23 protein-coding genes and 2 tRNA genes are annotated in these 23,997 nt (G+C 67.3%); 10 read left to right on the top strand and 15 right to left on the bottom strand.

All coding sequences use genetic code 11. From position 1 onward, the window contains the following. Nucleotides 1–209: 209 nt before the first annotated feature. The 3 genes from WDJ57_RS02725 to WDJ57_RS02715 all read right to left on the bottom strand — a co-directional run bounded on the left by WDJ57_RS02725 (nucleotide 210) and on the right by WDJ57_RS02715 (nucleotide 2,668). Nucleotides 210–1,256: a sensor histidine kinase gene (locus tag WDJ57_RS02725; RefSeq protein ID WP_338903679.1), complete on the bottom strand. Its 1,047-nt coding sequence runs from the start codon at nucleotides 1,254–1,256 to the stop codon at nucleotides 210–212. 240 nt (nucleotides 1,257–1,496) lie between these two features. Further along, nucleotides 1,497–1,820, bottom strand: coding sequence for a DUF7344 domain-containing protein (locus tag WDJ57_RS02720; RefSeq protein ID WP_338903677.1), 324 nt, complete (start codon nucleotides 1,818–1,820; stop codon nucleotides 1,497–1,499). 164 nt (nucleotides 1,821–1,984) lie between these two features. After that, nucleotides 1,985–2,668: a helix-turn-helix domain-containing protein gene (locus tag WDJ57_RS02715; protein ID WP_338903675.1), complete on the bottom strand. Its 684-nt coding sequence runs from the start codon at nucleotides 2,666–2,668 to the stop codon at nucleotides 1,985–1,987. A gap of 222 nt (nucleotides 2,669–2,890) precedes the next feature. Here WDJ57_RS02715 and WDJ57_RS02710 point away from each other — a divergent pair, with 222 nt between their 5' ends. Then, entirely contained in the window at nucleotides 2,891–3,088 is a 198-nt protein-coding gene (locus WDJ57_RS02710; RefSeq protein WP_338903674.1) for a hypothetical protein, read from the top strand. A 98-nt stretch (nucleotides 3,089–3,186) separates the two neighbouring features. Here WDJ57_RS02710 and WDJ57_RS02705 read toward each other — a convergent pair whose 3' ends face one another. The 4 genes from WDJ57_RS02705 to WDJ57_RS02690 form a co-directional block, all read right to left on the bottom strand. Then, nucleotides 3,187–3,519, bottom strand: a complete 333-nt coding sequence (locus tag WDJ57_RS02705) for an ArsR family transcriptional regulator (protein ID WP_338903673.1) — start codon at nucleotides 3,517–3,519, stop codon at nucleotides 3,187–3,189. 163 nt (nucleotides 3,520–3,682) lie between these two features. Beyond that, a tRNA-Trp gene (locus WDJ57_RS02700) sits at nucleotides 3,683–3,858 on the bottom strand. 40 nt (nucleotides 3,859–3,898) lie between these two features. After that, entirely contained in the window at nucleotides 3,899–4,126 is a 228-nt protein-coding gene (locus WDJ57_RS02695; protein WP_338903671.1) for a DUF5795 family protein, read from the bottom strand. Between the two features lie 42 nt (nucleotides 4,127–4,168). Then, the gene (locus tag WDJ57_RS02690; RefSeq protein ID WP_338903670.1) at nucleotides 4,169–5,050 is read right to left on the bottom strand and encodes a DUF5794 domain-containing protein; all 882 of its coding nucleotides are present in this window, start codon (nucleotides 5,048–5,050) and stop codon (nucleotides 4,169–4,171) included. A 470-nt stretch (nucleotides 5,051–5,520) separates the two neighbouring features. Here WDJ57_RS02690 and guaB point away from each other — a divergent pair, with 470 nt between their 5' ends. After that, on the top strand, nucleotides 5,521–7,005 hold the full coding sequence (gene guaB, locus WDJ57_RS02685) for an IMP dehydrogenase (protein ID WP_338903669.1): 1,485 nt from the start codon (nucleotides 5,521–5,523) through the stop codon (nucleotides 7,003–7,005). A gap of 1 nt (nucleotide 7,006) precedes the next feature. Here the strand turns inward: guaB and WDJ57_RS02680 are convergent, their stop codons facing one another. Beyond that, nucleotides 7,007–7,135, bottom strand: a complete 129-nt coding sequence (locus WDJ57_RS02680) for a hypothetical protein (protein WP_338903668.1) — start codon at nucleotides 7,133–7,135, stop codon at nucleotides 7,007–7,009. A 115-nt stretch (nucleotides 7,136–7,250) separates the two neighbouring features. Between WDJ57_RS02680 and WDJ57_RS02675 the strand changes: the two genes are divergently transcribed. Continuing rightward, nucleotides 7,251–7,691 carry a GNAT family N-acetyltransferase gene (locus WDJ57_RS02675; protein WP_338903667.1) on the top strand — a complete coding sequence of 147 codons (441 nt, stop codon included), beginning with the start codon at nucleotides 7,251–7,253 and terminating at the stop codon, nucleotides 7,689–7,691. A 12-nt stretch (nucleotides 7,692–7,703) separates the two neighbouring features. Here WDJ57_RS02675 and WDJ57_RS02670 read toward each other — a convergent pair whose 3' ends face one another. Both WDJ57_RS02670 and WDJ57_RS02665 read right to left on the bottom strand, forming a co-directional pair. After that, on the bottom strand, nucleotides 7,704–7,862 hold the full coding sequence (locus tag WDJ57_RS02670) for a ribbon-helix-helix protein, CopG family (RefSeq protein WP_338903666.1): 159 nt from the start codon (nucleotides 7,860–7,862) through the stop codon (nucleotides 7,704–7,706). 215 nt (nucleotides 7,863–8,077) lie between these two features. Continuing rightward, on the bottom strand, nucleotides 8,078–11,773 hold the full coding sequence (locus WDJ57_RS02665; protein WP_338903664.1) for a tetratricopeptide repeat protein: 3,696 nt from the start codon (nucleotides 11,771–11,773) through the stop codon (nucleotides 8,078–8,080). A gap of 111 nt (nucleotides 11,774–11,884) precedes the next feature. Here WDJ57_RS02665 and WDJ57_RS02660 point away from each other — a divergent pair, with 111 nt between their 5' ends. After that, nucleotides 11,885–13,264: a PQQ-binding-like beta-propeller repeat protein gene (locus WDJ57_RS02660; protein ID WP_338903663.1), complete on the top strand. Its 1,380-nt coding sequence runs from the start codon at nucleotides 11,885–11,887 to the stop codon at nucleotides 13,262–13,264. Nucleotides 13,265–13,444: 180 nt separating this feature from the next. On the opposite strand, the gene WDJ57_RS02655 is transcribed toward WDJ57_RS02660, so the two are convergent. Further along, nucleotides 13,445–13,518, bottom strand: a tRNA-Lys gene (locus tag WDJ57_RS02655). Nucleotides 13,519–13,758: 240 nt separating this feature from the next. Here WDJ57_RS02655 and WDJ57_RS02650 point away from each other — a divergent pair. Next, nucleotides 13,759–15,183 (top strand): DHH family phosphoesterase, encoded by a 1,425-nt coding sequence (locus WDJ57_RS02650; RefSeq protein WP_338903662.1) that lies wholly within the window; start codon nucleotides 13,759–13,761, stop codon nucleotides 15,181–15,183. On the opposite strand, the gene WDJ57_RS02645 is transcribed toward WDJ57_RS02650, so the two are convergent. Continuing rightward, nucleotides 15,180–15,488 carry a PRC-barrel domain-containing protein gene (locus WDJ57_RS02645; protein ID WP_338903661.1) on the bottom strand — a complete coding sequence of 103 codons (309 nt, stop codon included), beginning with the start codon at nucleotides 15,486–15,488 and terminating at the stop codon, nucleotides 15,180–15,182. The two genes, WDJ57_RS02650 and WDJ57_RS02645, sit on opposite strands and share 4 nt — an antisense overlap. Before the next feature lie 137 nt (nucleotides 15,489–15,625). Between WDJ57_RS02645 and trxA the strand changes: the two genes are divergently transcribed. Both trxA and WDJ57_RS02635 read left to right on the top strand, forming a co-directional pair. Then, nucleotides 15,626–16,021, top strand: a complete 396-nt coding sequence (gene trxA, locus WDJ57_RS02640) for a thioredoxin (protein ID WP_338903659.1) — start codon at nucleotides 15,626–15,628, stop codon at nucleotides 16,019–16,021. A 48-nt stretch (nucleotides 16,022–16,069) separates the two neighbouring features. Beyond that, nucleotides 16,070–16,729: a metal-dependent hydrolase gene (locus WDJ57_RS02635; RefSeq protein ID WP_338903657.1), complete on the top strand. Its 660-nt coding sequence runs from the start codon at nucleotides 16,070–16,072 to the stop codon at nucleotides 16,727–16,729. 1 nt (nucleotide 16,730) lies between these two features. Here WDJ57_RS02635 and thrC read toward each other — a convergent pair whose 3' ends face one another. Further along, entirely contained in the window at nucleotides 16,731–17,873 is a 1,143-nt protein-coding gene (gene thrC / locus WDJ57_RS02630) for a threonine synthase (protein WP_338903655.1), read from the bottom strand. A 109-nt stretch (nucleotides 17,874–17,982) separates the two neighbouring features. On the opposite strand from thrC, the gene WDJ57_RS02625 reads away from it, so the two are divergent. From WDJ57_RS02625 to WDJ57_RS02615, 3 genes are all read left to right on the top strand, one after another. Beyond that, nucleotides 17,983–18,687, top strand: coding sequence for a protein sorting system archaetidylserine synthase (locus WDJ57_RS02625; protein ID WP_338903653.1), 705 nt, complete (start codon nucleotides 17,983–17,985; stop codon nucleotides 18,685–18,687). A gap of 69 nt (nucleotides 18,688–18,756) precedes the next feature. Further along, nucleotides 18,757–19,884, top strand: a complete 1,128-nt coding sequence (locus WDJ57_RS02620) for a site-2 protease family protein (protein ID WP_380630196.1) — start codon at nucleotides 18,757–18,759, stop codon at nucleotides 19,882–19,884. A 40-nt stretch (nucleotides 19,885–19,924) separates the two neighbouring features. After that, entirely contained in the window at nucleotides 19,925–20,533 is a 609-nt protein-coding gene (locus WDJ57_RS02615; protein ID WP_338903652.1) for a class I SAM-dependent methyltransferase, read from the top strand. A gap of 174 nt (nucleotides 20,534–20,707) precedes the next feature. On the opposite strand, the gene WDJ57_RS02610 is transcribed toward WDJ57_RS02615, so the two are convergent. Then, nucleotides 20,708–21,835: a phosphotransacetylase family protein gene (locus WDJ57_RS02610; RefSeq protein WP_338903650.1), complete on the bottom strand. Its 1,128-nt coding sequence runs from the start codon at nucleotides 21,833–21,835 to the stop codon at nucleotides 20,708–20,710. Beyond that, a complete protein-coding gene (acs, locus tag WDJ57_RS02605) occupies nucleotides 21,832–23,928 on the bottom strand; it encodes an acetate--CoA ligase alpha subunit (RefSeq protein ID WP_338903648.1) in 2,097 nt (698 codons plus the stop codon). The genes WDJ57_RS02610 and acs overlap by 4 nt, the downstream gene beginning before the upstream one ends. Nucleotides 23,929–23,997 lie beyond the last annotated feature (69 nt).

Here is a 23,997-nt window from a genome sequence, read left to right as displayed (position 1 = left end):
CAGTAGTCACTCGCTCTGACTGTCTGGAGTTCCGATAAAGAGTCTACTTACCGTCCCGGCACGCTCTCGTGCGGGATGTCTGCAGTTGCAACAGTCTGTCTACGGGGAACGAACCCGTTGGCTGTCATCTGGATGAGAGATGTGTCACCTATCCTCACAGAGCCCGGAAACAAGTCGATGGGTCCTGGGGTCGACACTGCATCGCCCGGTCACTGCAGCCAGCGGTCGGACGCGCGGTCGACCTCGACAGTGATGCGTCGCACCTCGCCGTCGGCGTCGAAGGTCACATCGCCGTTGTTGGCGTCGACGAGCCACTCCACCAGCCAGAGTTCCACCCCGAGGCCGTGTTCCAGCGCGGTTTCGGACCCGCCCGCGACGGCGGCGAGGTCTGCCTGTGGAATCGTCCGGCTGCGGTCCTCGACGCACAGGCTGACGGTGCTGGCTCCGGTTTCGACGGCGATTTCCAGGTCGGGCGCGGCGTCAGTCGAGCGCGCGCTCTCGACGATGTTGTCGACCACGAGCCCGAAACTGTGGTCGACGTAGGCCAGCGCCTCGCCGGGTAGCGCCGTCTCGATGGTCACGTCGGGGTAGGTATCGTCCAGTTCGGAGACTCGCCGTTCGACGAGTCTGGCGAGGTCCACTGGCTCCGTCGGGTCTCGGTTGGCCGTCGGCGGGCCGCTGGCTCGCCTGACCTTGTCTGTCAGCCTGACGAGTGACTCTATCTTCTCTTTCGCCCGGTCGATGGTGTCCTCGTGGGCCTGGTCCGTCGCCGCGTCGATGTCGTCCAGCATACACATGACGACGGTCATGTCGTTGCGGAGGTTGTGCCGCAGCACCCGGTTCAGGACGGCGTTTTGCCGCCGGAGGTCGAGCTTCGCCTGGTGGACGCTGCAGGTGACCCCCGCGAACGCGCCGGCGACGGCCATCGTCGACAGCGTCGTGCCCAGGAGCACAGACCCCGTCGTCGACAGCGGTGCCGCTGGCGTGCCGATTTCGACGCCGAACAGGACCAGCGTCCCGATGCCGAGGCCGAGCGAACTGCACTCCGCGACGGTCCATATCTGCTGGCTGGTCAGGTCGAGCCGCTGCAACCAGAACGCGGCTCCGACGAGGACGACGACGGGGACGCTCCAGGCGAGGCTCCACAGCGCGGCTCCCGGCTCGCTGCGCAGGAGCTGCCCGACCAGAACGACCGCCAGGACGACGCCCGTTCCGACGATGTAGCCCTCACCGAGGCTGCGTTTGGATACGTGCATGTGGGTGTCTCCGCTCCGGCCACGCCAGTCGCGTCCGCTCCAGTCTCCGACCGTGCCTGTGTGGGTGGTTAGATATCGCGTGTGATAATAATTCGGGTGGATGCGACAGTTCTGATAATGGCCGCTAAATTCCTTCAGAAACCCGTAAATACGGTATAGCTGGATTTTCGGGTTCCATCACAAACCCAACTATTACCAGATGTGATAACATAGCAGTTCTCGACCGGCCTGCGAGCGCGGTCAGCGCCACCCGTCGGGGAGTTCGTCGCGGTGGTCTCGAATCAACTGCAACAGTGAGGCGGCGGCGTCCCAGTTCGGCCCTCTGTTGATGTTTCCGGTCTCTCTGTCCCAGTCGATGTAGCCCAGCTCCGCGAGTTTCGGCAGGTGTACGTGGGTCAGCGTCGCCCGGAACTGTTCTGCGTCCGCTTCGGCGGCGGTCACGTGGTCGAGCGGGTCGACGTCGTCGTCGCGCTGTGGATTGTGTTCCAGCAATGCGACGAGTAGTTGCCGCCGGTATGGGTTAGCGAGCGCGCGAAACCGGTCTCCCCAGCGGTCCCCCTCCATCACTAACGTATCTGTGTGTCGACAGACTTAGCAATTCCGCTGACAACTCACCGGACTGTCGTTTTCGGGCACGTCTCGGCGCTGGTACCGACGGTCTCACAGGATGCCGTCCCGTGGTCCCCTTCTCCCGTCCGCGGGGTTACACCGCTCGAAACCCACCGACGTCAGTCCTCGACTGGTGCGAACTCCTCCGCCTCGGCCGCTTCCATGGCGATGAGCGTGTTCTCGACGAGAGTATGGATTGCCCGGCGCAATCGTTCGGTGACCGCCTGGTCGGAGATGTCCAGGGCGTCGGCGAGGTCTTGTGTCGATATCTCCCGGGGAATCGAATAGTAGCCACCCTCGACTGCCAGAACGAGTGTCTCCCGCTGGGCGGGTGTCAGCCCGTACCACGCGCCCGTGCCGGGACGAACCGGGTTGTAGACGCGGCCGACTTCGAGGGAAATGTGCGCGTTCGAACAGTACTTCTGGAACTCGCTGAGTGCCTCGTGGGTCGGAAACCGGAGTTCGAACTCCCACTCGGCCGGGGTTCCTTTCGCACTCAGTAACTGCCCCTGGCCTTCCATGACACCTTGAAAGAACACGTCCCGGGCGATGTTCCAGTCGAGCGAATACAGCCGTTCGTTGTCGTGGCGGCTCACCTCCACGATATCATCGACCGACGGGTGATTTTGCACCCGCTGCTCGAAGGATTCGTGCACCTCCTCGGTCACCGAAAAGAACGGGACTGCCTTCTCGCCGAGGGGCACCATGGTTTCGAGTTCGATTGTTGTACCGGATTCCAGTTCGAGAATGCGCCCGAGTTCGAATGACTCGGCGGGTATCCGGATGTGAGCTATGACGGCCATTCGTTTGGTCCTATCTTCTGTACGTGCCGGGTAAATAAGGGATGCTTGGTGTACCAACCGGCAACGAGATGCATGGTACACCAAGCACAACGGTAGGCATTTGAGTGTGGCCCACCTGCGGTGAGGTAGACCGAACGCTCTACCCGGAGAAGGCCTCGTCAGAGACGAAGAGGTCGCGGGTCGTTACACTCTTCGAGTCGAGGTCAGACGGCTCACTCTCCCATGACACGTGATATACTCACCGACGTTTCGATAGAAAATGCAGAAGAGTTCGAGGCTGTCCTCGCGGCCGCGGTCGAGAAAGCGACCGAAGCGAACGTCGACGTCCGCGGCGCGTGGGAGTTCCAGACGCGCGGGTCGACCCACGACTGGGAAGTCGAGATAATCGAACTGGCGAGAGACCGCGACGACGAGGAGTGAGTGGTCCCCCCTGCTGTCCACTGTGCCGAGGGTGACCGAAGCGTCCGACAAACCTGGAACTCCGGAAGCGTCTGCCGCTCCAGTGGTCAGAGGCTGAGCTAGAGCCACCCGTCCGGAAGTTCGTCCCGGTGGGTGTCGATGAGTTCGAGAAGCGGGGCAATTTCGTCCCAGTTCGGGCCTTTGCTAATCGTGTTGTCCTCACGATTCCACGAGATGTACCCCCTGTCCGCGAGTTTCGGCAGGTGGACGTGGACGAGTTCTGTCTGGAGGACCTCCGGCTCGTCCGGTGCTGGAATCACGTCGAGTGGGTCGCGGTCGTCGTCGTCCTGCGGATTGTGAGCTAACAGCGCGACGAGTAACTGCCGACGGTACGGGTTTGCAAGCGCATCTAATATATCGTCGAATGTCGACTCTCGCCCCTTGCTCTCCATACTTTCATATTGCTATCTTAACAAAAGAAGGTACGCGCTGGTACACCATGCTCGGGTCTCCGATACGACCAGACAGGTGCCCAGTTACTCACAAATTGGTCATATTCCCCGAACGAATAGGTGTTCTCGTGCGACTAATCCGGCGAAACCTATAAAAACGGAATGGGCTCGGAGGGATTTGAACCCCCGATCGGCTGATATCTCCGGATGCGCCTCGGAACTCCAGAGGGTCATCAAGGTGGCCGGTGATCAGCCGGCCACTCAGTATATCAGCTGGAGTCTCGTCCCAGGCGCGTAGCCTCTGGAGTCAGCCGCCTTCCCGGACTAGGCCACGAGCCCGCACTCCACCGTTGGACGAAACGGCCTAAAGGAATTTCGATTACTCCCGGTCGGTGTCCGACCAGTCGCAGTCCTGGCACTTCCATCCCGTGACGAACTCCAGCGCCGACGGCATGTATCCGACTTCGAGCACGTCGCCCTCGCACTCCGGGCACTCGCGGTCGGCGTCGCCAATCGGCTCCGCGTCCATCACGTCCTCACCCTCGATGAGTTCTGCGAGACTCTCCGGAGTGACCATCCGCCCCTGAACCACGCGGTTCTCTGCCATGCCCACGTATGCGAGAGCCGCGGCCCTAAGCCTTGCTGTCGGCTACAGCCAGGGGAGCTGTTCGTCGTCGTAGTCGCCGCCGTCGCTGCCGTCGACCCGCTCCTCGACGGGCCGGCTGCTCGGGCTGGTGTCGTTGGAGAGCGCGGCGGTGATGTCGATGTCGTCGGGTTCGTACTCCCAGTCGCGCTCGCGGGCCCGGCCCGGTTCGAAGGCGAACACCGCAGTCATGACGAGCACCGCCAGTGCGAGCGGTGCGTTGGCCGGGATGACGCCGAAGACCGACAGCGGGAGCACGCCGAGTGCGACCGCGCTCCCGAACCGGAAGCGGTCCAGGTGGACTGCGTTGCGCAGCCACGGGCTGACCAGTGCGACGACGAGCGCGAACGTGACGCCGATGCCCGCTGCCGCTGCCGCGCGAAGCATCAGTTCCGGTCGCGCGTCGACGACCAGCGCCGCGCCGGCGGGGTCGACGCTGGCGACGAACCCCAGCGCGACGATGACCGCCGGTCGGGGCAGGTACTCCCCGATGCGGGCGCTGGCGGTCCTCGCGGCGACTGCGAGGATGACGAGACCGGCGAAGCGCTCGAAGATGACGAGGTTCAACACGCCGGCGATGGTCGGCGCCAGCGCAGCCTCGACGACGGCGACGCTCGTCACGACAGCGCCGACGCCGAGGACGATTCGTGCCTGGCTTCGCGGCGAGTCGTCCATTTCGGCGATGATGACGGCGACCGTCGCGCTGCCGCCGAACACCAGCAGGCCGACCTGTACGATGCCGGTGATGCTGTCGAGCGCGCCCGCGAGCACGAGCGCGGGGAACAGGCCGTCGACCAGCGGGAGACACATCACGATAGCAAGCAGCTTCGTCGCGTCGCCGACCTTCCGCTCGATGGACAGCGCAATCGGGTGTCGGGAGCTACTCATCGCTCAGGGCCGGTGGCCGTCTCCCGAGGCCGGTGGGTGTTGCGGTACGAGCCTGTCCGCTCGTGGACCGAGGTCCCGCACCGGCGACTCCGCGTCGAAGTTGGGTCCCACGGAAAATGTATTCGTCACGCTCTCCGTCGAGCGCGACAGCCTGGCGGCGATACATCCGCAAGTGGGACCAGCGGAGTACATAGTCGTAAATATTGCGCCATCGGAGTAAAAATATTGTGTGAGAAGCGGCACCACACCGTACGCACATCCAGATTCGCGCGTTGTTTCTGGGCGGAATGTGTGAAATCGCCCATCGATTCCCGGATGTGTGCACCGGCGAAGTTCCTTCGAGGGAAGCGGTAGCTGCCCCCTGCGATTGTCACCGGCAGGACCCTCTGGTTTGCCCGTGGGCCATGTGTCGACGGGGCACGACTGGCGAATCTCGCAACCCTTTTGAGCGACGCCCGACGACGGTTTACATGGCGAACGAGTCCGAGCCCTTCTCAGAGAAACTCCGGGTGCCGGAGGCGTTGACATTCGACGACGTACTGCTGCGACCGAAAGAGAGTCACATCGAACCCGACGAGGCCGACACGGCCACGCGGGTCTCGAAGAACGTCTCGCTGAACGTCCCCGTGCTCACGGCGGCGATGGACACCGTCACCGAGAGCGACATGGCGATCGCGATGGCGCGCCACGGCGGCCTCGGCGTCCTGCACCGCAACATGACCGTCGACGAGATGGTCGCCGAGATAGAGCGCATCAAGCGCGCCGACGAACTCATCATCCGCGACGTGGTCACCGCCTCGCCGGACCAGACGGTCCGCGAGGTCGACCGAATGATGGAGCGCCGCGGCGTCTCCGGTGCCCCGGTCGTCAGCGACGACGGCGAAGTGCTCGGTATCATCTCCGGCACCGACATCCGTCCGTACCTGGAAGTCGGCGAGTCCGACGCCGTCAGCGAGGCGATGACCGACGAGGTCGTCACCGCCGGCGAGGAGGTCACGCCCCGCGAGGCGCTGGAACTCATGTACGAGCACAAGATAGAGCGCGTCCCCATCGTGGACGGGGGCAACCGCCTCGTCGGCCTCGTCACGATGGCCGGCATCCTCGCGCGCCGCGAGTACGACAACGCCGCCCGCGACGAGAACGGCCACCTCCGCGCCGGCGTCGCCGTCGGCCCCTTCGAGATGGACCGCGCACAGGCCGCCGACGAGGCCGGCGCGGACGTGGTGTTCATCGACTGCGCGCACGCGCATAACCGCAACGTCGTCGACAGCGCCCGCGACATCAAACGGGAGGTCGGGGCCGACGTCGTCGTCGGCAATATCGGGACCCGCGAGGCCGCCGAGGACGTCATCGACTTCGCCGACGGCGTGAAGGTCGGCATCGGCCCCGGCTCCATCTGTACGACGCGCGTCGTCACCGGGGCAGGCATGCCCCAGATATCGGCTATCGCACAGGTCGCCGACGTGGCCGACGCCCACGACGTGCCGGTCATCGCCGACGGCGGCATCCGCTACTCCGGCGACGCTATCAAGGCCGTCGCCGCCGGCGCGGACGCGGTGATGCTCGGCTCCTACTTCGCCGGGACCGACGAGGCGCCCGGTCGCGTCATCACGATGAACGGCAAGAAGTACAAGCAGTACCGCGGGATGGGCTCCGTCGGCGCGATGAAATCCGGCGGCGGCGAACGCTACCTGAAGGACACCGAGGACGACGAGGACTTCGTCCCGGAGGGCGTCGAAGCGGCAACCCCGTACAAGGGGACGCTGGAATCCGAACTCCACCAGCTCGTCGGCGGGATGCAGTCCGGCATGGGCTACGTCGGCGCGGAGTCGATTCCGGAGTTCAAGGAGCGCGCGGAGTTCGTCCGCGTCTCCTCGGCCGGCCAGCAGGAGAGTCACCCCCACGACGTGGTCATCACCGACGAGGCGCCGAACTACTCGCCCGACGGGAACTGAGTCAGGCGAGGCCGTCGCCCGCTGTCTGACACCGCGGACTGCAGTACCCCGTCTCCGCGGCCTCCGCGCTCGCGTGTGCCTTGAAATCTCTACTACAGTTGTTGCAGTTCACTGTCTCGAAGTTCGGCATACACTCCCCGTTCGACGTGCAGCGCAAAATGAATTTCCCAGACACTTTCAAGTCTCGCAGACCGCACCGGCCACGTCCCGTAACTCTGAGATAGGACGCCGACGAACGACCGGTGATGACAGGGTACGTGGTCCGTCGGGTGGACGGCGAGGCGACGCTGGCGGACGCCCACGACGTCCGCCGGACAGTCTTCATCGAGGAGCAGGGCGTCTCCGAGGCCGAGGAGATGGACGGCAGGGACGACGAGGCGACACACGTCGTCGTCTACGAGACCGATACCGACCGCCCTGTCGGCACCGCGCGCGTCCGGTACGTCGACGACGAGACGGCGAAGGCCGAACGCGTCGCCGTCCGCGCCGAGCACCGCGGCGAGGGGCTGGGTCGACGGCTGATGGAACACCTCGAAGCCGAGGCACGCGAGCAGGGCTGTTCGACCGTCGACCTGCACGCGCAGACTGCCGTCGAGGAGTTCTACGCGTCGCTGGGCTACGAGACGGTCAGCGACGAGTTCCTGGAGGCCGGCATTCCCCACGTCGAGATGGAAAAAGAGCTGTAGCGGCCGCCTGCACTACTCCTCGCGCTGCTCCAGCCACTCGGCCAGTAGCGACCGGATGGCCGCCTCGCGGTTGTCCCGGTGGTCCGCAAAGGCCTTCTCGTCGATGGCCTCGAGTTCCTCCTCGGAGAGTTCGATAGCCACTTCCGGCATGTCGGATAGAACGTCGTTCATCACGTGAAGGCAGGCGGGTCGACGTCAAAAAGGTCCGTCAGACGGACGGCTGTCGTCCGTCGGAACCGGCCACCAGCGCGGCGGGGTTCGGCCGCGCGGCTCCCCATCGAGTCTGCCGGTGAACGGCCGGGGAGATTCGGCGTGTGCTGGCGAGGTGTGCCGTGGGTGCGGATACGAGTGCTCTCGTGTGGCGACCGAGTCCAGGCTCCCCGCGCTCATCCGTCGAGCGCACTCCGGCGGCCGTCGAAGTGCCGGCGCATCTCCTTTCGGTCGGTCTCGCGGGCGAACTCGACCGCGCGGTCACACCATTCTGTGGCCGTCTCGGCATCTCCACGCGTCTCACACAGGTCGACGAGTTCGTCGACGATATCGCGGGAGACGCCGGCACCCATGTCGAACGCAGCCTCTGCGGCCGCCGTCAGCCTCGACTGCGCCCGTTCGGGCGCGTCACGGGCCCGCGCGAGGCGGCCGAGCGCGTACAGACACCGCGCCTCCAGGTGCTGGTCGGCGCTGTCCCGAGCAGTCGTGAGGCTCTCTTCGAGGGCACTCGACGCTCGTTCGTGGTCGCCCCGTTCCAGAGAGACGATTCCCTCTTCGAGGCGTGCCAGACACGTCTCCCGGCGGGCGTCGCTGTCACGGGCGACGGTCAGACCCTCGTCGACGTACGCCGCCGCGTCGTCGTACTGTTCTCGTTCGCGGGCAACCATCCCCAGGTGGACGAGCGCGAGTGACTCCTGCGGCCGAGCGCCGGTCTCGCGCGCGGCGTCGAGGCTGCGCTGGAACTGCTCGGCGGCCGTCTCCAGGTCGCCTCGCTTTCGGTCCACGTTGCCCAGGCTGATTCGCAGGAGCGTCTCCATGGCTCGCGCCTCGATGTCGCGTGCGAGCGCCAGCCCCTCCCGGAGGGAGGAACCGGCAGTGTCGAGGTCCCCACGCTTGCTGGCCATCTCCCCCAGCGAGTGGTGGGCGTGGGCTATCCGTCTGCGAGCGCCGATGTCGCGGAACGCGGCGAGGCTCGCTTCGAGCCGTTCTATCGCAGTCGACAGGTCGCCCCGGTTCCCGGCGGCCGCGCCGAGGTTGAGAAGGGCCAGTCCCTCGCGGTGGCGGTCGGCCGTCTGTCGGAAGATGTCGAGGCTCGCGTCGAAGTACTCGGTCGCCGTGTCGAGTGACTTGCGGCGGTGCGCGACGGCCCCGAGATTCAACAGCGCCTTCCCCTCGCCGTGGCGGTCACCGACGTCACGAAAGTTGTCGAGTGCCTCCTCGAGGTCCGTCGCGGCGTCTTCGAGCGTCCCTCGCTTGTGGCCCAGCGCGCCCAGGTTCAGCAACACCGTCGCCTCCCCGTGTCGGTCGTCTATCTCCCGAAACAGCGACCGCGCCTCTCGGAGACGGTCCTCGGCCGTCTCGAGGTTGCCGCGCTCCCGGGACACTGTCCCCAGTTTGGTCAGCGCGAGCGCCTGCCAGTACGCTCGGCGTGTCGACGCCGTTTCTGAGGCTGTCTCGTCGGTATCGTGGACGTGAGCACCGGCCGGCGCGGAGGGCGTTGTCGAGACGCCGGTGGGGACGGCGACGGTCTGTGCCCGGTCGCGGAGCGTCTGGAACTCCCTTTCGGCCCGCTCGTACGCGCCGTGGACGCGGTTCATCTCCCCTCGCCAGTACGCCTGCTGGAGGTGCGTCTTCGGCGAGCAGGCGTCGGGGAGCGTGAGCGCACTCCCGTCGGTGTCCCCGAAAAGCGGCGCGAGCGCGGGGTTCGTTCTGCCGATGCCGAACAGGCGGGCGGAGACGTTGTCGGCCCAGGTCTCGGGGTCGGCAGCGATCTGGTGGAGGCCGGGCGTACGACCGTCGCGGTGACGCTCTATCCGGTCCCGCTGGTCGGGCCGGTCGGCCAGGGCCAAAACCCGCGTCAGACAGCGACCGAACCGCTCGCGGGCTTCCCCGTCGGGGACCTGCTCTACGAAGGTCTCCAGAAACCGCCGGGACCAGGTTTCGTGGCGGAGTCGATAGGTCGCCGGGCGCTGCGTCGGCCGGTGGCGACGCTGGTCGAACAGGAGTTCCCCTTCGAGTGCCGACAGCGCGTCGTCGACGGCGCCGAACTCGTCGTCTGCCGCGACTGCGGAGAGGTACGCCGGCCGCACGCTGACGCCAGCGACGTGGAGTGCGGCGCTCGTCACGGCGATGTCGAGCGCGAGCGTGTTCTCTCCGTCGGCGATGCGTCGATACGTCCGGGCGACAGCCGCGTCGAGAGCGGTCGGCGCGTCGCTCGCGGGGTCGTGATGGCGTGACAGCCGGTACTGAACGTGTACTGCGCTCCCGGGTGTGACGTCCGAAGCGTCGTCCCCGTCGGCTCCGTCGAGAGACGCGAACAGTTCTGCTCCCGAGATGCCGGGGTCGCCGACGAGCGACCGGAAGTGTTCGACGAATCGTTCGCACTCGCGTTCGTCGAACGCAGGCACGCGCACCTGCTCCAGCGCAGTCCGTCGGTAATTGTCGAGCCGAGGGTCGAGAGAGAACGTGTCGATATCCTCCCACTCCCGTGTCCGAGCGTCGAGCAGGAACGACACGTGTTCGGCGTCCTCGAGCGCCCGTACGACCCGAAACAGAGCGTCGGCCGACTCCCGGACGGCGTCCTCGACGACGACGAGGACGTCCGCCTCGTGCTGGCGGAGATATGCCTCCAGGAGTGCCGGCGCGTCGAACGGGTCGCCGCGTCCGTACGGACGGTAGAGCACCGACCCGAAGTCGCGGGCGTCCCACTCGGATGCGACGGACTGGCAGACGGTGCTCTTTCCCGTCCCCGGCGGTCCGAGGACGACGTGGTCGCGGCCCCGGGAGAGTCCGTCGAGGAGGCGTTCGGTGAGGTTCTGCCCGTCGTCGTCGTCGCGCCGGTGGACGGCGTGGCCCGCCCGGACGTCCGCGAGCGCCAGTCCCGTGCGCCAGCTCACCTCCGGCGGTGCTGCCTCGTGCGTGTCGCGGGACGCCGGCGAGAGACGAATGAATCCCGCTTCCGCCAGCGCGAGCGGGAGCGCGTGGCTAGCGTTCGGGCGCAGGTCTGCCCGCTGGGGCCGCTGGTGGCCGGTCGACCGGGTGGTCGGCGTGCCGTCCGTGAGTGCGGCGCTCAGCGCGGCGAAGTCGTCGGTTACAGCGTCCGCCTCCGACCGGACCGTCCCGAGGACGTCTGTGGCCCACTCGACGGCGTCGTCGGTGTCGTTCACCACGACACCGCGGACCGCGGTCCCGTCCTCGTAGACGACGAGCCCTGCCACCTCCCGTTTCCCGTGTGTCGTGAGGAAGACGCCGTAGGGCGGCCCGGAAACGGCGAACGCGGAGAAGTCGTCTGCGGCAGCCATCTCCGAGAGAATCTGTGGGTACTGTCCTTTCAGCACCGTCAGCAAGTCCGGGTCGAACAGCGCCTCGCTGTCGACGCCGTCGTCGACGACGACCCGGTGCCAGACCCGGAGCAGGTGGGTGTTGACGAGCGTCGGGAGGTACGCCCGCACCGCGTCCGCGCCGCGGACCCGCTCCGAGATGGCTTCGAGCGGTCGAACCGGGATGTCCTCGTCGGCGAGTATCGTCTCCGCGCCGGTGAGGAACTCGACCGGCGGCGCGTGGGACTCGGGAATCGGTGCGAGCAACTCCCGCGAGTCGAAGATAGCCCCCATCGCGGTTTCGTGGCGGCGGTACTGCTCGGCGGCCATCGTCCCGGCGACGCTCGCCTCGTAGCCCCCGTCGCGTTTTCCCACCAGCCCTGCGTCGCGGAGTTCCCCGAGCGCACGCGTGACCGTCGAGCGCGACTGGCTCACCGCGTCGACGACGTCCCGCGTCGCCAGCGGCCCGCGCTCCGCGAGCAGGTCGATGAACTCCAGTCGTCGGGTGACCACCGCCATCTGCTCGTCCAATGTTGCGTCGTCGGGAGACACGTGTCAGGCGGTGAGGGGGGTGAGGACTTAAATAATCTGAACTGGCTCACGGTCCGGGCCACTGTCCCGCGGGGTGAGTTCTCTGTCCATCCGTCCGTTGGTGGATGCAGGATGAGAGACGATGCAGCCTGCAACGGCGACGCGCAACGTGACGAGACCGACGACAGACAGTGGTTCCGCCGGCGCGTGCTGGCGACGACCGCAGGCGGCCTGGCGGCACTGGCCGGCTGTTCGTCCGGCGGTGACGGAGACGGCGGGGAAGACGCGACGCCCTCGGAAGGTCGGACCGGCGGCGCTACCGACCCGGGTGCAGAAACGGGGACGGACGATGCCACGTCGTCCTCGACGGGGGAATCGCAGACGCCCTTCGAGACGGACACCGCCAGCACGCCGAGTCGGCTGACCGACCCCGGGATGAACGCCTACAATCGGTCCTTCGACGGGCCGGCCCCGGCGAGTGCCATCCAGCGGGCGTGGTCGTACGAGACCGAGAGCTACGGTGAGGTGCGGCTGGTCGCACACCAGGGCAACACCTACGTCTTGACCGACGCGGTCACGAAACTGGGACCAGAGGGCGAGAAACAGTGGCGGAAACGAATCGACGGCCTCACCGCCGGCCCGTACCTGATGGGGGACACGCTCGTCTTCGAGAGTGAAGAGCGCCGACTTATCGGCCTGGCCGCAGCGGACGGCAGCAGACGGTGGGTCAAATCCCATCCCGAGAACGCGAGGCTCCCCGTTCGACCCGTCGACGACGAGCGGTACCTGTTCGTCGTCTCCGCGGGTGGCGGCAAACGGAAGCTGGCCGAGTACGACGTCGCCGACGAGACCGTCGCTCGCTCCTCAACCGTCGTCGAGACCGGCGTCTCGGACATCTACGACGGCCTGACGTGGCGCGGGTCGAGCGACGCGTACCACTTCTTCGAGCCGACGACGGGTTTCGCGACGCGGTATCTCGTCGCCTTCAGCCGCGACGACCTCTCGAAAGCGTGGGAGGTCGAGACGGAAGCCCCCGGCCTCAACCCGCAGCAGACCATCGCGGGTGACGACCAACTGTACGTCAAACTGGAAAAGAGCGACGGGGGACAGACCACTATCGAGGCGCTGAGCCAGGCGTCCGGCGAGCGCAACTGGCGCGTCTCGGGCCCCGACACCCCCTACGCGTCGCTCGCTCCTGTCGCGGCCGACGGGACGCACCTCTACGTCCTCGGTGACGAACAAAAGACGGTGCGTGCCCACGCTGTCTCCGACGGCAGCGTCGCGTGGGAGTACACGACGCTGAATCCGATAACCAGCGCCACCGTCGCGAAGGGGACGCTGTATCTCTCCCTCGAGAACAGCAGCATCCTCGCGTTGGAAACTGCGAGCGGTGAGAAGGTCACGACCTACGACACGGAGCGGCGATTGGCGACGATTCTCACCGTCGGAAACCGGATGCTCGCTGTTCCCGGGACGGGACGGACTGTCGCCATGTACCGCCCGAACGCGTAAGTTCCAGCGTCGTTCAAATCCTCCGTGGCCGCGTCGCTCGTCACGTCCGTTCCTCGCAGAAGCGGGCCGGAAGGGATTGTGAACCACGCGAACACGGTCGCTCACTCCGTTCGCGCTGCGTGTTCTCTCGTTCAAATCCTCCGTGGCCGCGTCGCTCGTCACGTCCGTTCCTCGCAGAAGCGGGCCGGAAGGGATTTGAACCCTCGACCGACGGCTTAAGAGGCCGTCGCTCTGCCAGACTGAGCTACCGGCCCAGCAACAATCGCTTACTGTGGCCCGGTAAAATACGTTTCCTTTCGCGCCCTCGTTTCGGCCGGGACACCGTTCCATCCAGCAAACAGTACAGTTGCTCGTCACGTACTCGGACGGTAGCGGTCACTCCGCCCTCCGGTGCTCCGGCTTGCCCGTCACCTCCGAACCTGTGTGTTATAAGGGCCTTCACACCTACCTCTGATACACTAATGAGTGCGGGCACCGGTATCGCGATGGCTTCGATGTCTACGTATGCTATTCTCGGGTGCGGCAGCGTCGGCCACGCGGTCGCCGAAGAACTCGTCGAGGAGGGGAAAGACGTCCTCATAATCGACGCCGACGAGGGCCGTGTGGAGGCGCTTCGGGACCAGGACCTCGACGCTCGCCAGGACGACATCCGGGACGAGCGGGTCGCCGACGCCGTCGCCAGCCGCGACGTCATCCTCATCATGTCATCCGACGTCGAGGCCAACGCCGCCGCCGTCGAGCACATCCGGGCGCGCAGCGAAGACCAGTTCGTCGTCGCACGGGCGTCCGACCCCGTCTCGGCCGACCGGCTCACGACGCTCGGGGCGGACGTGGTCATCAACCCCTCCGCGGTCATCGCCGACTCCGCGCTGCGTGCGCTGGAGACCGGCGAACTGGAGCACAAGGCCCGCCAGCTGGGCGAGGTCATCGACGGGACGGAGAACCGGATGGCCATCCGCGTCCACCGCAGTCCCGACCCTGACTCCATCGCCAGCGCGGCCGCGCTGAAACTCATCGCGAGCAGCCGCGACGTGGAGGCCGACATCATCTACGAGGGCGAAATCGGCCACCAGGAGAATCGGGCGTTCGTGAACCTGCTGGGCATCGAACTCGTCCCGGCCGACGAGGTCAACCCCGCCGAGTACGACACCACTGCGCTGGTCGACCACGCGAAGGCCGGCGAACCCGACTCGGAGGAACGCGCCGACATCATCATCGACCACTACGAACACGAGCACGACCACGACGCCGAGTTCACCGACATCCGTCCCAGCGTCTCGTCGACGTCGACCATCCTGACGAAGTACATCCAGGAACTCGACCTGAGCCTGGACCAGCACGTCGCGACGGCGCTGCTCTACGGCATCCGCGCGGAGACGCTGGACTTCAAGCGTGACACGACACCGGCGGACCTGACCGCCGCGGCATACCTCTATCCCTTCGCCGACCACGACACGCTCGAACAGGTCGAGTCGCCGTCGATGTCCCCGGAGACGCTGGACGTGCTCGCCGAGGCCATCCGCAATCGCGAGGTCCAGGGCTCGCATCTCGTCTCCAACGCCGGGTTCATCCGCGACCGGGACGCGCTCACGCAGGCCGCCCAGCACCTCCTCAACCTGGAGGGCATCACGACGACGGCCGTCTTCGCCATCGCGGACGACACCATCTACCTCGCCGCGCGCTCGAAGGACATCCGGATGGACATCGGCCGCGTCCTCGAAGACGCCTTCGACGACATCGGCGAGACGGCGGGGCACTCGACGGACGCGAGCGTCGAGATTCCGATGGGCATCTTCACCGGCATCGAAGTCAGCGACGAGAACCGGGAGACGCTGCTCGAACTGACGGAGGAGGCGGTCAAGAAGAAACTGTTCCAGGCGATGGGCGTCGACGGCAGCGACGGCTCGAACGGGTCCTAGGCCGTCGCTTCCTCTTCCTCGTCGGCCTCGGCCTTCTGTTTCTGTATCCGCTCGACGATGTCGTTGACGATGATGACGTCGCCGACTGCCTGCACCCAGCGGTAGGGGACGATGACGCCGCGCGCTGACGCGGCCTCGCTCCCGAAGAGGTCCGTGTTGAGTTCGTGCAGCGCCAGCCCCGTGACCTCCTCAGCGTCCAGGTCGAGGCGGAGGTCCTCTACCTGACCGATGAACACACCGTTGTTCGTGTACACTTCCCGCCCGACGAGGTTCGTAATCTCCTGCGGCGTGGAGTCTCTGTCCATACACACGGGTGGCAGGGCGGCCTCTTAATTTTAGTGGGGTCGACGGGCGTCGAAAGGTCACTCGCCCGCCGGTCGCTCGTGTGACTGGCTCACATTTCGACGATGTGATTATACGGCATGGACTACTACCGGACGGTATGAGCGACTCAGATGCCGACGATATCGAGGCAATCAGAGAACGAAAGCGCGAACAACTCCAGAACGCGGCTTCGGTCCCCGAGGAGCCGATTCACGTGGAGGGTAACGACCACCTCCAGTCGCTGGTGGCCGACTACGACGTGGTACTCGTCGACTTCTACGCCGACTGGTGTGGCCCCTGCAAGATGCTGGAACCGACCGTCGAGACGCTCGCGGCCGAGACGCCGGCGGCCGTCGCGAAGGTGGACGTCGACGCCCACCAGGCCATCGCCCGGGAGTTCAACGTCCAGGGCGTCCCGACGCTCGTCCTCTTCGCCGACGGCAGCGCCGCCGAGCAGATGGTCGGCGTGAAGGACGAACAGACGCTCCGCCAGCTCGTCGACAGCTACACCTGAGCGGCCGGACCACCGCAAGGCTCATTCGGTGGCTGGACAAGTGTGCGTATGGCCGGGACAGTCGTTCACATGGCCTTCGCGGGCCTGCTGGCCGCCGCGCTCCTCGGTGCCGCCTACGACAGGCGGGCCGTGGCCGTCGTCGTCGGCGTCACCGCACTGGCGGACCTCGACTCCTTCGTCGCACTCGTCTCCCCCGGTAGTCACCGCGCCGTCCTCCACAACTTCGTCGTCCCGGCGGCCGCCGCCCTCCTGCTGTGGGCGGACACGTCGCTGCGCACCGACTCCCTCGTCCGCGGTCGGTACGGCCACTACGGCGTCCGCGTCGTGTGGGTGGCAATCGTCGCCTACGCCGTCTCCGCCGTCGGGCTCGACATCGTCCGCGGTGGCGTGAACCCTTTCTACCCGCTGGTCGACCAGTTCTACGTCCTCGACGGGAAGATAGAGCTGTCTGACCAGCGCGGCATTATCCAGACGTTCGTGGAGGTCCAGACCGGGTCGGGTGGCAGCGTCCCTGTCCCGGAGGGACTCGGCAGCACCGCCGACGTGAGCTTCAGTACCGGCGTCGATCCGGACCCCAGCGGCACGGAGACCGACCCAGAGCGCATCTTCCCGGTGGTCCGCGCGGGCTGGGAACTCCTGGTGCTCGTCGTCGGGACGGTCGTCACGCTGGCGCGCTTTCGCCTCCCGTACGGACTCGACGAGGAGTGAGCTACCGGAGACCGACCGCCTGCCGGGCCGTCGCGGTGTCTTTCAGGCCGCTGCCGGTCATCACCGCGACGACGGTATCGCCGGCGTCGACGGTGCCCCGCTCGCGCGCGGTCTCGATGCCGGCGGCGGCCGCGGCGCAGGCGGGTTCGACAAAGACGCCCTCCTCACGTCCCAGTCGCGCCGTGAACTGCTGGATGGCGTCGTCGGTGACGGTGACGGATGCCCCGCCGCTGTCCCGGATTGCCGCCCGCGCGTCGGCAAGGCGGTGGGGCGTGCCCACGTCGATGCTGTCCGCGCAGGTCGTTCCGTCGCCGTCTTCGGTGGGCCCGTCCTGCATCGACTCGTGGATTGCCGGGGCCCCTTCGGCCTGGACGCCGAGCATCCGGGGCGTCCCCTCGACGAACCCGAGGTCGGCGAAGGTCTCGAAGCCGGCCCACGCACCGGCTATCGTGCCGCCGTTGCCCATCGGCACGACCACCCAGTCGGGGGCCGCGGTCTGCTCGGCGAGTTCGTACCCCAGCGTCCGGGCACCGGCCGCCGTGTACGGCGAGGCTCCCGCGCTGCGGTCGACCCAGCCGTCCTCGCTGGCGCCCGTCCTGCAGCGGTCGTAGGCGTCGTCGTACGAGCCGTCGACAGCCTCGACGGACGCCCCGTAGACCAGCGGCTGGACCGCCTTCGCATCGGGAACGTCGTCGGGCACGAACAGCCGACAGGAGAGCGAACTGCGCGCGGCGTAGGCCGCCAGCGACGCGGCCGCGTTGCCGGTCGACGCGCAGGCGACCGTCTCAGCCCCGGCCTCGCGCGCGTAGGTGACGAGAACGCTGCTCCCGCGGTCCTTGGTCGACCCGGTGGGATTCGCCCCCTCCAGTTTCAGCGAGAGGTCGACGCCGAGGCCGTCGCCGAGCGTCGGCGCGTCCACGAGCGCCGTGCCGCCCTCGCCGAGCGAGACGGCGTTCGTCGGGTCGACGGGGAGCAGCGGCGCGTAGCGCCAGTGGTCGTCCGGGTCGCCGTCCTCTGGCTCGAAGTTCTCTCGGACGCGGCCGTGGTCGTGTACCAGTGTCAGGTCGCCGTCACAGGGATGGGACTGGCCGTCGGTCAGCACCGTTCCACAGTCCCTGCACTCGACTGCCGTACACCTGTTCATGGCCGTGCCCGCTGTCGTGAGGGACACTTTCCGCGGCGGGTATATGTCTTCCGGGACTCCCGCGACGCAATCCACGTCCTTCATGTGACCGCTCCTCCTCGTGGCGCGTATGTCGCTCCAGGTGCGTCAGCGACTCGGCGTCGCCGACGTGATGACGTTGCTCAACGCCGTGCTGGGGGTCGTGGCCATGGTCGTCGCCGTCACCGTCGGCCCGGTCGCTGCTGCCCAGCTCATCCTGCTCGCTGCCGTCGCCGACGGCCTCGACGGCATCATCGCCCGCTCGCAGGGCGGGACGGCTGTCGGGCCGCTGCTGGACTCTATCGCGGACATCGTCTCCTTCGGCACCGCGCCGGCGCTGTTCCTGTGGGCCGCGACGGAGGCTGTCATCGCCGATGCGGTCCCGGCGAGTCTGCCGATGTCGGAGGGGCTAGCGGTGCTGGCGGCGTCGGCCGTCCCGGCAGTCGTCGTCGTGTTCTCCCTGATACGGACGGCGCTGTACACCGTCCACGTCGGCGAGGACGAGGACCGTCCCGGCATCCAGAACACGCTGGCGGCCTCCATCCTCGTCGCGGCCTACCTCGCGGGGCTCACCGCCCCCGCCGTCCTGCTCCCGGCGGCCGTCGTCCTCTCGGTGCTGATGGTCGCGCCGGTTCCCTACCCCAAACTCCGGGCGCGGGACGCGCTGGTGATGGGCGTCGTCCAGGTCGGGGCAATCTTCCTGCCGGCCGCGTTCGGACGTGTGTTCCCGCGCGCTCTGTTGCTCGCTGCGCTCGCCTACATGACCCTCGCACCGCGGTACTACTGGGCGGAGTAGGGACGCTCGCGCGCCGCTGCCTCCCACCCGAAAACAGGAATTTAAGGCTGCAACCCCTACTCGTATCCGATGGCCACGTCGCCAATAACGGGCGAGTCGCCGCCCTCGATGCGCGGTGACTTCCCCCACCCCAGCGTCCTCGGTGACGCGTTCACAGTCTACGAGGTCGAAATCGACGACGGCGACATCCGCTACTACGGTGAGCCGCTGGGCGACGAGGAGGAGGTCGTCCGGAACGTCGCGCCCCGCTTTCGCAAGCGGGGATACCGCGTCCGGATGAACTACGAGACTGGCGAGTACGTCCTCGTCGCGACCGAGCGGTCGCTGTCCGTCGACGGGATTCCGTGGACGAACGTCGTCCTCTTCCTCGCGACGGTGGTGACCACGCTGTTCGCCGGCGCGCAGTGGTACGGCATCCCCGTCGCCGAGAACCCGATTTCGGTCGTGTACGCCTTGCCCTTCACCCTCTCCGTCCTCGGCGTCCTCGCGGTCCACGAACTCGGCCACTACGTCCTGAGCCGCCGCCACGAGGTCGAGGCGACGCTGCCCTACTTCATCCCGATTCCCAACGCTCTCGGCACGTTCGGGGCCGTCATCCGGATGAAAGACACCATCCCGGACCGCGACGCGCTGTTCGACATCGGCGTCGCCGGCCCGCTCGCCGGCCTGGCCGCTACCGTCGTCGTCACCGCGGTCGGCGTATCCCTGCCGCCGGTGGAGGTCGGTGCGTCCTCGATCATCACCCGCATCGAACTGGGCTACCCGCTGCTCATCCAGGGCATCGCGGCGGTGCTGGGCCAGCCGCTTGTGTACGACCAGCCCGGCGTCATCGTCAACCCCGTCGTCATCGGCGGCTGGGTCGGCTGTCTCGTCACGCTGCTCAACCTGATGCCGGTCGGGCAACTCGACGGCGCGCACGTCACCCGCGCGGTCATCGGCGACCGCATCGGGACCGTCCAGAAGCTCGTCCCCGCCTTCCTGTTCGGTCTCGCCGGGTACCTCACGTTCTTCGGCGACGGCCGCGCCGCCGGCATCTGGGTGTTCTGGGGTATCCTCGTCCTCATCGCCGCCCGCTTCGGTAGCGCCACGCCCGTCGACGAGTCCCCGGTCGGCTCGCGTCGCCGGGCCGTCGCAGTGCTGACGCTCGTGCTGGGCGCGCTCTGTTTCACGCCCGTGCCAATCGTCATCACGGGCTGACCACCGAAAGCGGGATTCCGACGGCGGCCCTTGAGTTGGCATGGACCGCAGTCAGGTCAAGGCCGCCTGGGAACGGGTCGCAGACGCCTACGCCTCCACGCGCCGCGCCGACGGCGAGGACGCCGCCCTCGTCGGCGAACTCTGCGCCGACCTCCCGGCGGACGCGACTGTCCTCGACGTCGGCTGTGGCGACGGCCGGCGGACGCTGGCGAACGTCACCGGTGCCACCGCTATCGGGATGGACGTCGCACGCCGGCAGGTCGAACTGGCCCGCCGGAACGTCCCCGACGCGCACGTTCTCCAGGGCGATATGCTCTCGATTCCGCTCGCCGACGACAGCGTCGACGCTGTCACCGCCTACCACGCCGTCTTCCACGTCGACCGCGACCGCCACGGCGAGGTCTACGACGAGTTCGCGCGCGTCCTCCGGCCGGGCGGCCGGGTGCTGATGACCGTCGGCTCCTCCTCGTACGAACAGGTCCGCTCGAACTGGCTGCAGAGTGGCGAGTCGATGTACTTCAGCACTCCGGGGATGCGGGGCACCCGCGACCTGCTGGCGGCCGCCGGGTTCGAGGTGGTCTGGGAGCGCCGCGTCGACGACCCGCTCGGAAGCACCGTCCCGTTCGTCCTCGCGGAGTTGACCGACTGACGGCTCCGGTGGCGTCGCTCGCGGTTGAGTACCAAAGGGAACGAAGGGGCAGGGGAGCCCCTGCGTGTGACACTACGGAGCCAACTGGCTCCACACCGGCATAACATCTTGGGGAAAATAAGTGTGTCTGACGCATATCAGATAGTATAACTGAAACAACAGTGGCGGGCTGCGCTACTCGTCGTCGTCGCTGTCGCCGTCGTCAGTGACTTCGGCGTCGTCGCTTGCCCCGCCGTCGCTCCCGGTGCCGACGAGCGCCTCCACGTCCACGGCGTCGTCGAGCAGTTCCGCCATCCGGTCGATGGCTGCCGGACTGCGCGTCCGGCCGGACCGGAGCGCCTCCTCGACCCTGTCGATGGTCGTCCGCGTGTCCGACTGGACCATCAGCACGGGGACGCCGTTGTCCTCGGCCTTGCCGATGACGGCGCTGGACGGTCGGTAGCCGCCGGTGAGGACCAGACACTCGACGCCGGAGGCTTCCAGCGCCGTCGTCTGGATGTCCGACCGGTCGCCGCCGGTGATGACCGCCGCGTTGCGCGTGCGCCGGAACTGGTCGAAGGCGGCGTTGCTGCCCATCGCGCCCACCGCGAAGCGTTCGACGAAGCCGTCCGTCGCCGCATCGGAGGTCAACATCTTCCCGCCGATGCCGTCCGCCAGGTCGGCGACGGTGATGCCCGCGAGCTTCCGGTCGCGCGGGAGCGCACCGAGCGACTCGATGCCGCGCCCGTCGAGGAACGGCATCGCGTCCTCGCTGAGGCCGTCGAAGTCGGCGTTCTCGATGGCGTTGAAGATGACGCCGTACAGCGAGTCGCCCAGGCTGTCCGCGGCCGCGAGTACCTGGTCCAGGTCAGTCGGGTCGCGGTACCGGCTCGTCAGCAGGACGTCGGCGTCGAGCAGTTCCGCGACGTCCGCGTCCGTCAGGTCGACGATGCCGCCCGTCCAGAGTTCGCCGCCGCCCTCGACGACCATCAGGTCGCGGTCCTCGGCCAGCGTCTCGAAGTTCTCGACGATGCGTTCGCGCAGCGCCTCGGGGTCCTCGCGGCCGCGGATGGCCGCCTGGACGAACGTCGGCGAGTAGACGATGGGCTCCAGTTCGTGCATCTCCGCGTCGATGCCCAGCAACTCGCGGGCGAGCATCGGGTCCTGGTCGCGGGTCTTGCCGACCGCGCTCTCCAGGCGGGTGCCCTTCGGTTTCATGTAGCCGACGTCGAGCCCGCGCTCCTGTGCGAGCCGCGCGAGCGCGATGCTGAGTGCCGTCTTGCCTGTACTCTGTTCGGTCGACGTGACGAGTAGTGTGTTCATAGCTCCTCCTGGTCGAGTGTCAGCCGCAGGTCCACCGCCGTGACACCGTCCGCTGTCGCGACGACGGGGTTGATGTCCAGTTCTGTAATCGCCGGGACGTCAGTGACGAGCTGGGAGATGCGCTGGATGACCTCCACGAGTTCGTCCGTGTCCACCGGCTCTCTGCCGCGTGCCCCCTGCAACAGCGGGGCCGCGTCTATCTCCTCGGTCATCTCGCGGGCCTCCGGTTCCGGGACCGGCGCGACGCGGAACGACGTGTCCTCCAGCACCTCCACGAAGATGCCGCCCAGCCCGAACATCACGAGCGGGCCGAACTGCGGGTCCCGCGTGACGCCGACGATGGTCTCCGTCGCCTCCTCCAAGTCTATCATCTCCTGGACCTGGACGCCCAGAATCGACGCGTCGGGCTGGTACTGCCGGGCGCGGGCCACCAGGTCCTCGTAGGTGTCCCACACCTCGTCGGGACTGACGCCGACCTCGACGCCGCCGATGTCGGACTTGTGGAGGATGTCCGGGCTGACGATCTTCATCACGACGTCGCCGCCGATGGACTCCGCGAGTTCGCGGGCCTCCTCCGGGTCGTCGACGACCCGGCCCGCCGGCGTCGGGATGCCGTAGGCATCCAGCAACTCCATCGCCTCGACGCCCAGCCGCGTCGAGTCGCGCTCGGCCGCCCGCGCGAGCACTTCGTCGCGCTTCTCCTCGTCCACCTCGAACGACTCCGGTTCGGTGTACTCCCTGTCCTGCAGGGTCGCGTACTCCTGGAGGCGGTCGAGGCTGTCGACGGCCCTGGCCGGGTCGAAGTACGAGGGGATGCCGGCGTCGCTGAGTACCTCTCGGGCGTCCTGCGCCGAGGTCCCGCCCATCAGCACGCCCGCGACGGGCGTGTCGTGGGCCTCCTGCAGGCGGGCCGTCTGCTCGGCCAGCCGCTCGAAGGACAGCGTCGCCGTCGGACAGGCGAGCACGATCGCCATGCCGACGTTGGGGTCGTCGAGCACCGCGTCGATGGTCCGCTCGAAGCGCTCGGCCGGCGCGTCGCCGATGATGTCGACCGGGTTGTAGATGTTGGCCCCGTCGGGCAGGAACTCCTCCAGTTCCGACAGCGTCTCGTCGCGGAACTCGGCCAGCGACAGCGAGGAGTCGCCGACGGCGTCCGTCGCCATCACGCCGGGGCCGCCGGCGTTGGTCACGATGGCGACGTTCTCGTTGTCCGGCAGCGGCTGGCCGGCGAGCACCGACGCCGTGTCGAACAGTTCCTGGACCGTCTCGGTCCGGATGACGCCGGCCTGCTCCAGGCCCGCCTCGTAGGCGCGGTCACTGCCGGCGATTGCGCCGGTGTGGGACGCGGCGGCCGACGCCCCCGCGTCAGTGCGCCCGGACTTCACCACGACGACCGGGGTGTCCTGTGTCACTTCGCGGGCCGTCTCCATGAACGCGCGGCCGTTGTCGATGTCCTCCAGGTAGCCCAGGACGACGTCGGTGTCGGGGTCAGCGCCCCACTCCTCGATGAAGTCGCCCTCGTCGAGGACGGCCTTGTTGCCCAGCGAGACGACGTCCTTGAACCCGATGTCGCGGTCGCTGGCCCAGTCGAGCACCGCCGTGATGAACGCGCCCGACTGGCTCATGAAGGAGATGTTCCCCGGGTTGGCGTTGAGCGGCGCGAACGTCGCGTTCAGGCCGACGCTGGTCGACATCACGCCGACGCAGTTCGGCCCGACGAGGTTCATGTCGTACTCCTCGGCGATGTCGACCAGTTCGCGCTCGCGGGCCGCGCCCTCGCTGCCCGACTCGGAGAACCCGGCGGTGATGACCACGACGTTCTCGATGCCGTGTTCGCCGGCCTCCCGTACCGCCTCGACGGCGATGTCGGGCGGGACGACGATGACGGCCACGTCGACCGGTGGCACCTCGGCAACCGAGTCGTAGCACTCCCGGCCCAGCACCGACGACTTGCTCGGGTTGACGGGGACCACCTCCCCCTCGAAGTCGTCTACGAGGTTCTGGAACACCGCGTTGCCGACCGACCCTTCACGGTCCGTCGCACCGACAACTGCCACGCGCTGTGGTGCGAATAGCGTCGCTAATGTACCCATCAACTGACCTTCACCGTCCCTGCGCATATATGTACTGTCTCGTCTACGTCGGGGAAATTTTGCCACTTC

The organism is Salinibaculum sp. SYNS191 (assembly GCF_037338445.1).
Lineage (GTDB): Archaea > Halobacteriota > Halobacteria > Halobacteriales > Haloarculaceae > Salinibaculum > Salinibaculum marinum.
Note: the sequence above shows the minus strand (reverse complement) of the source record. Positions and strands in the feature narration are given on the sequence as shown.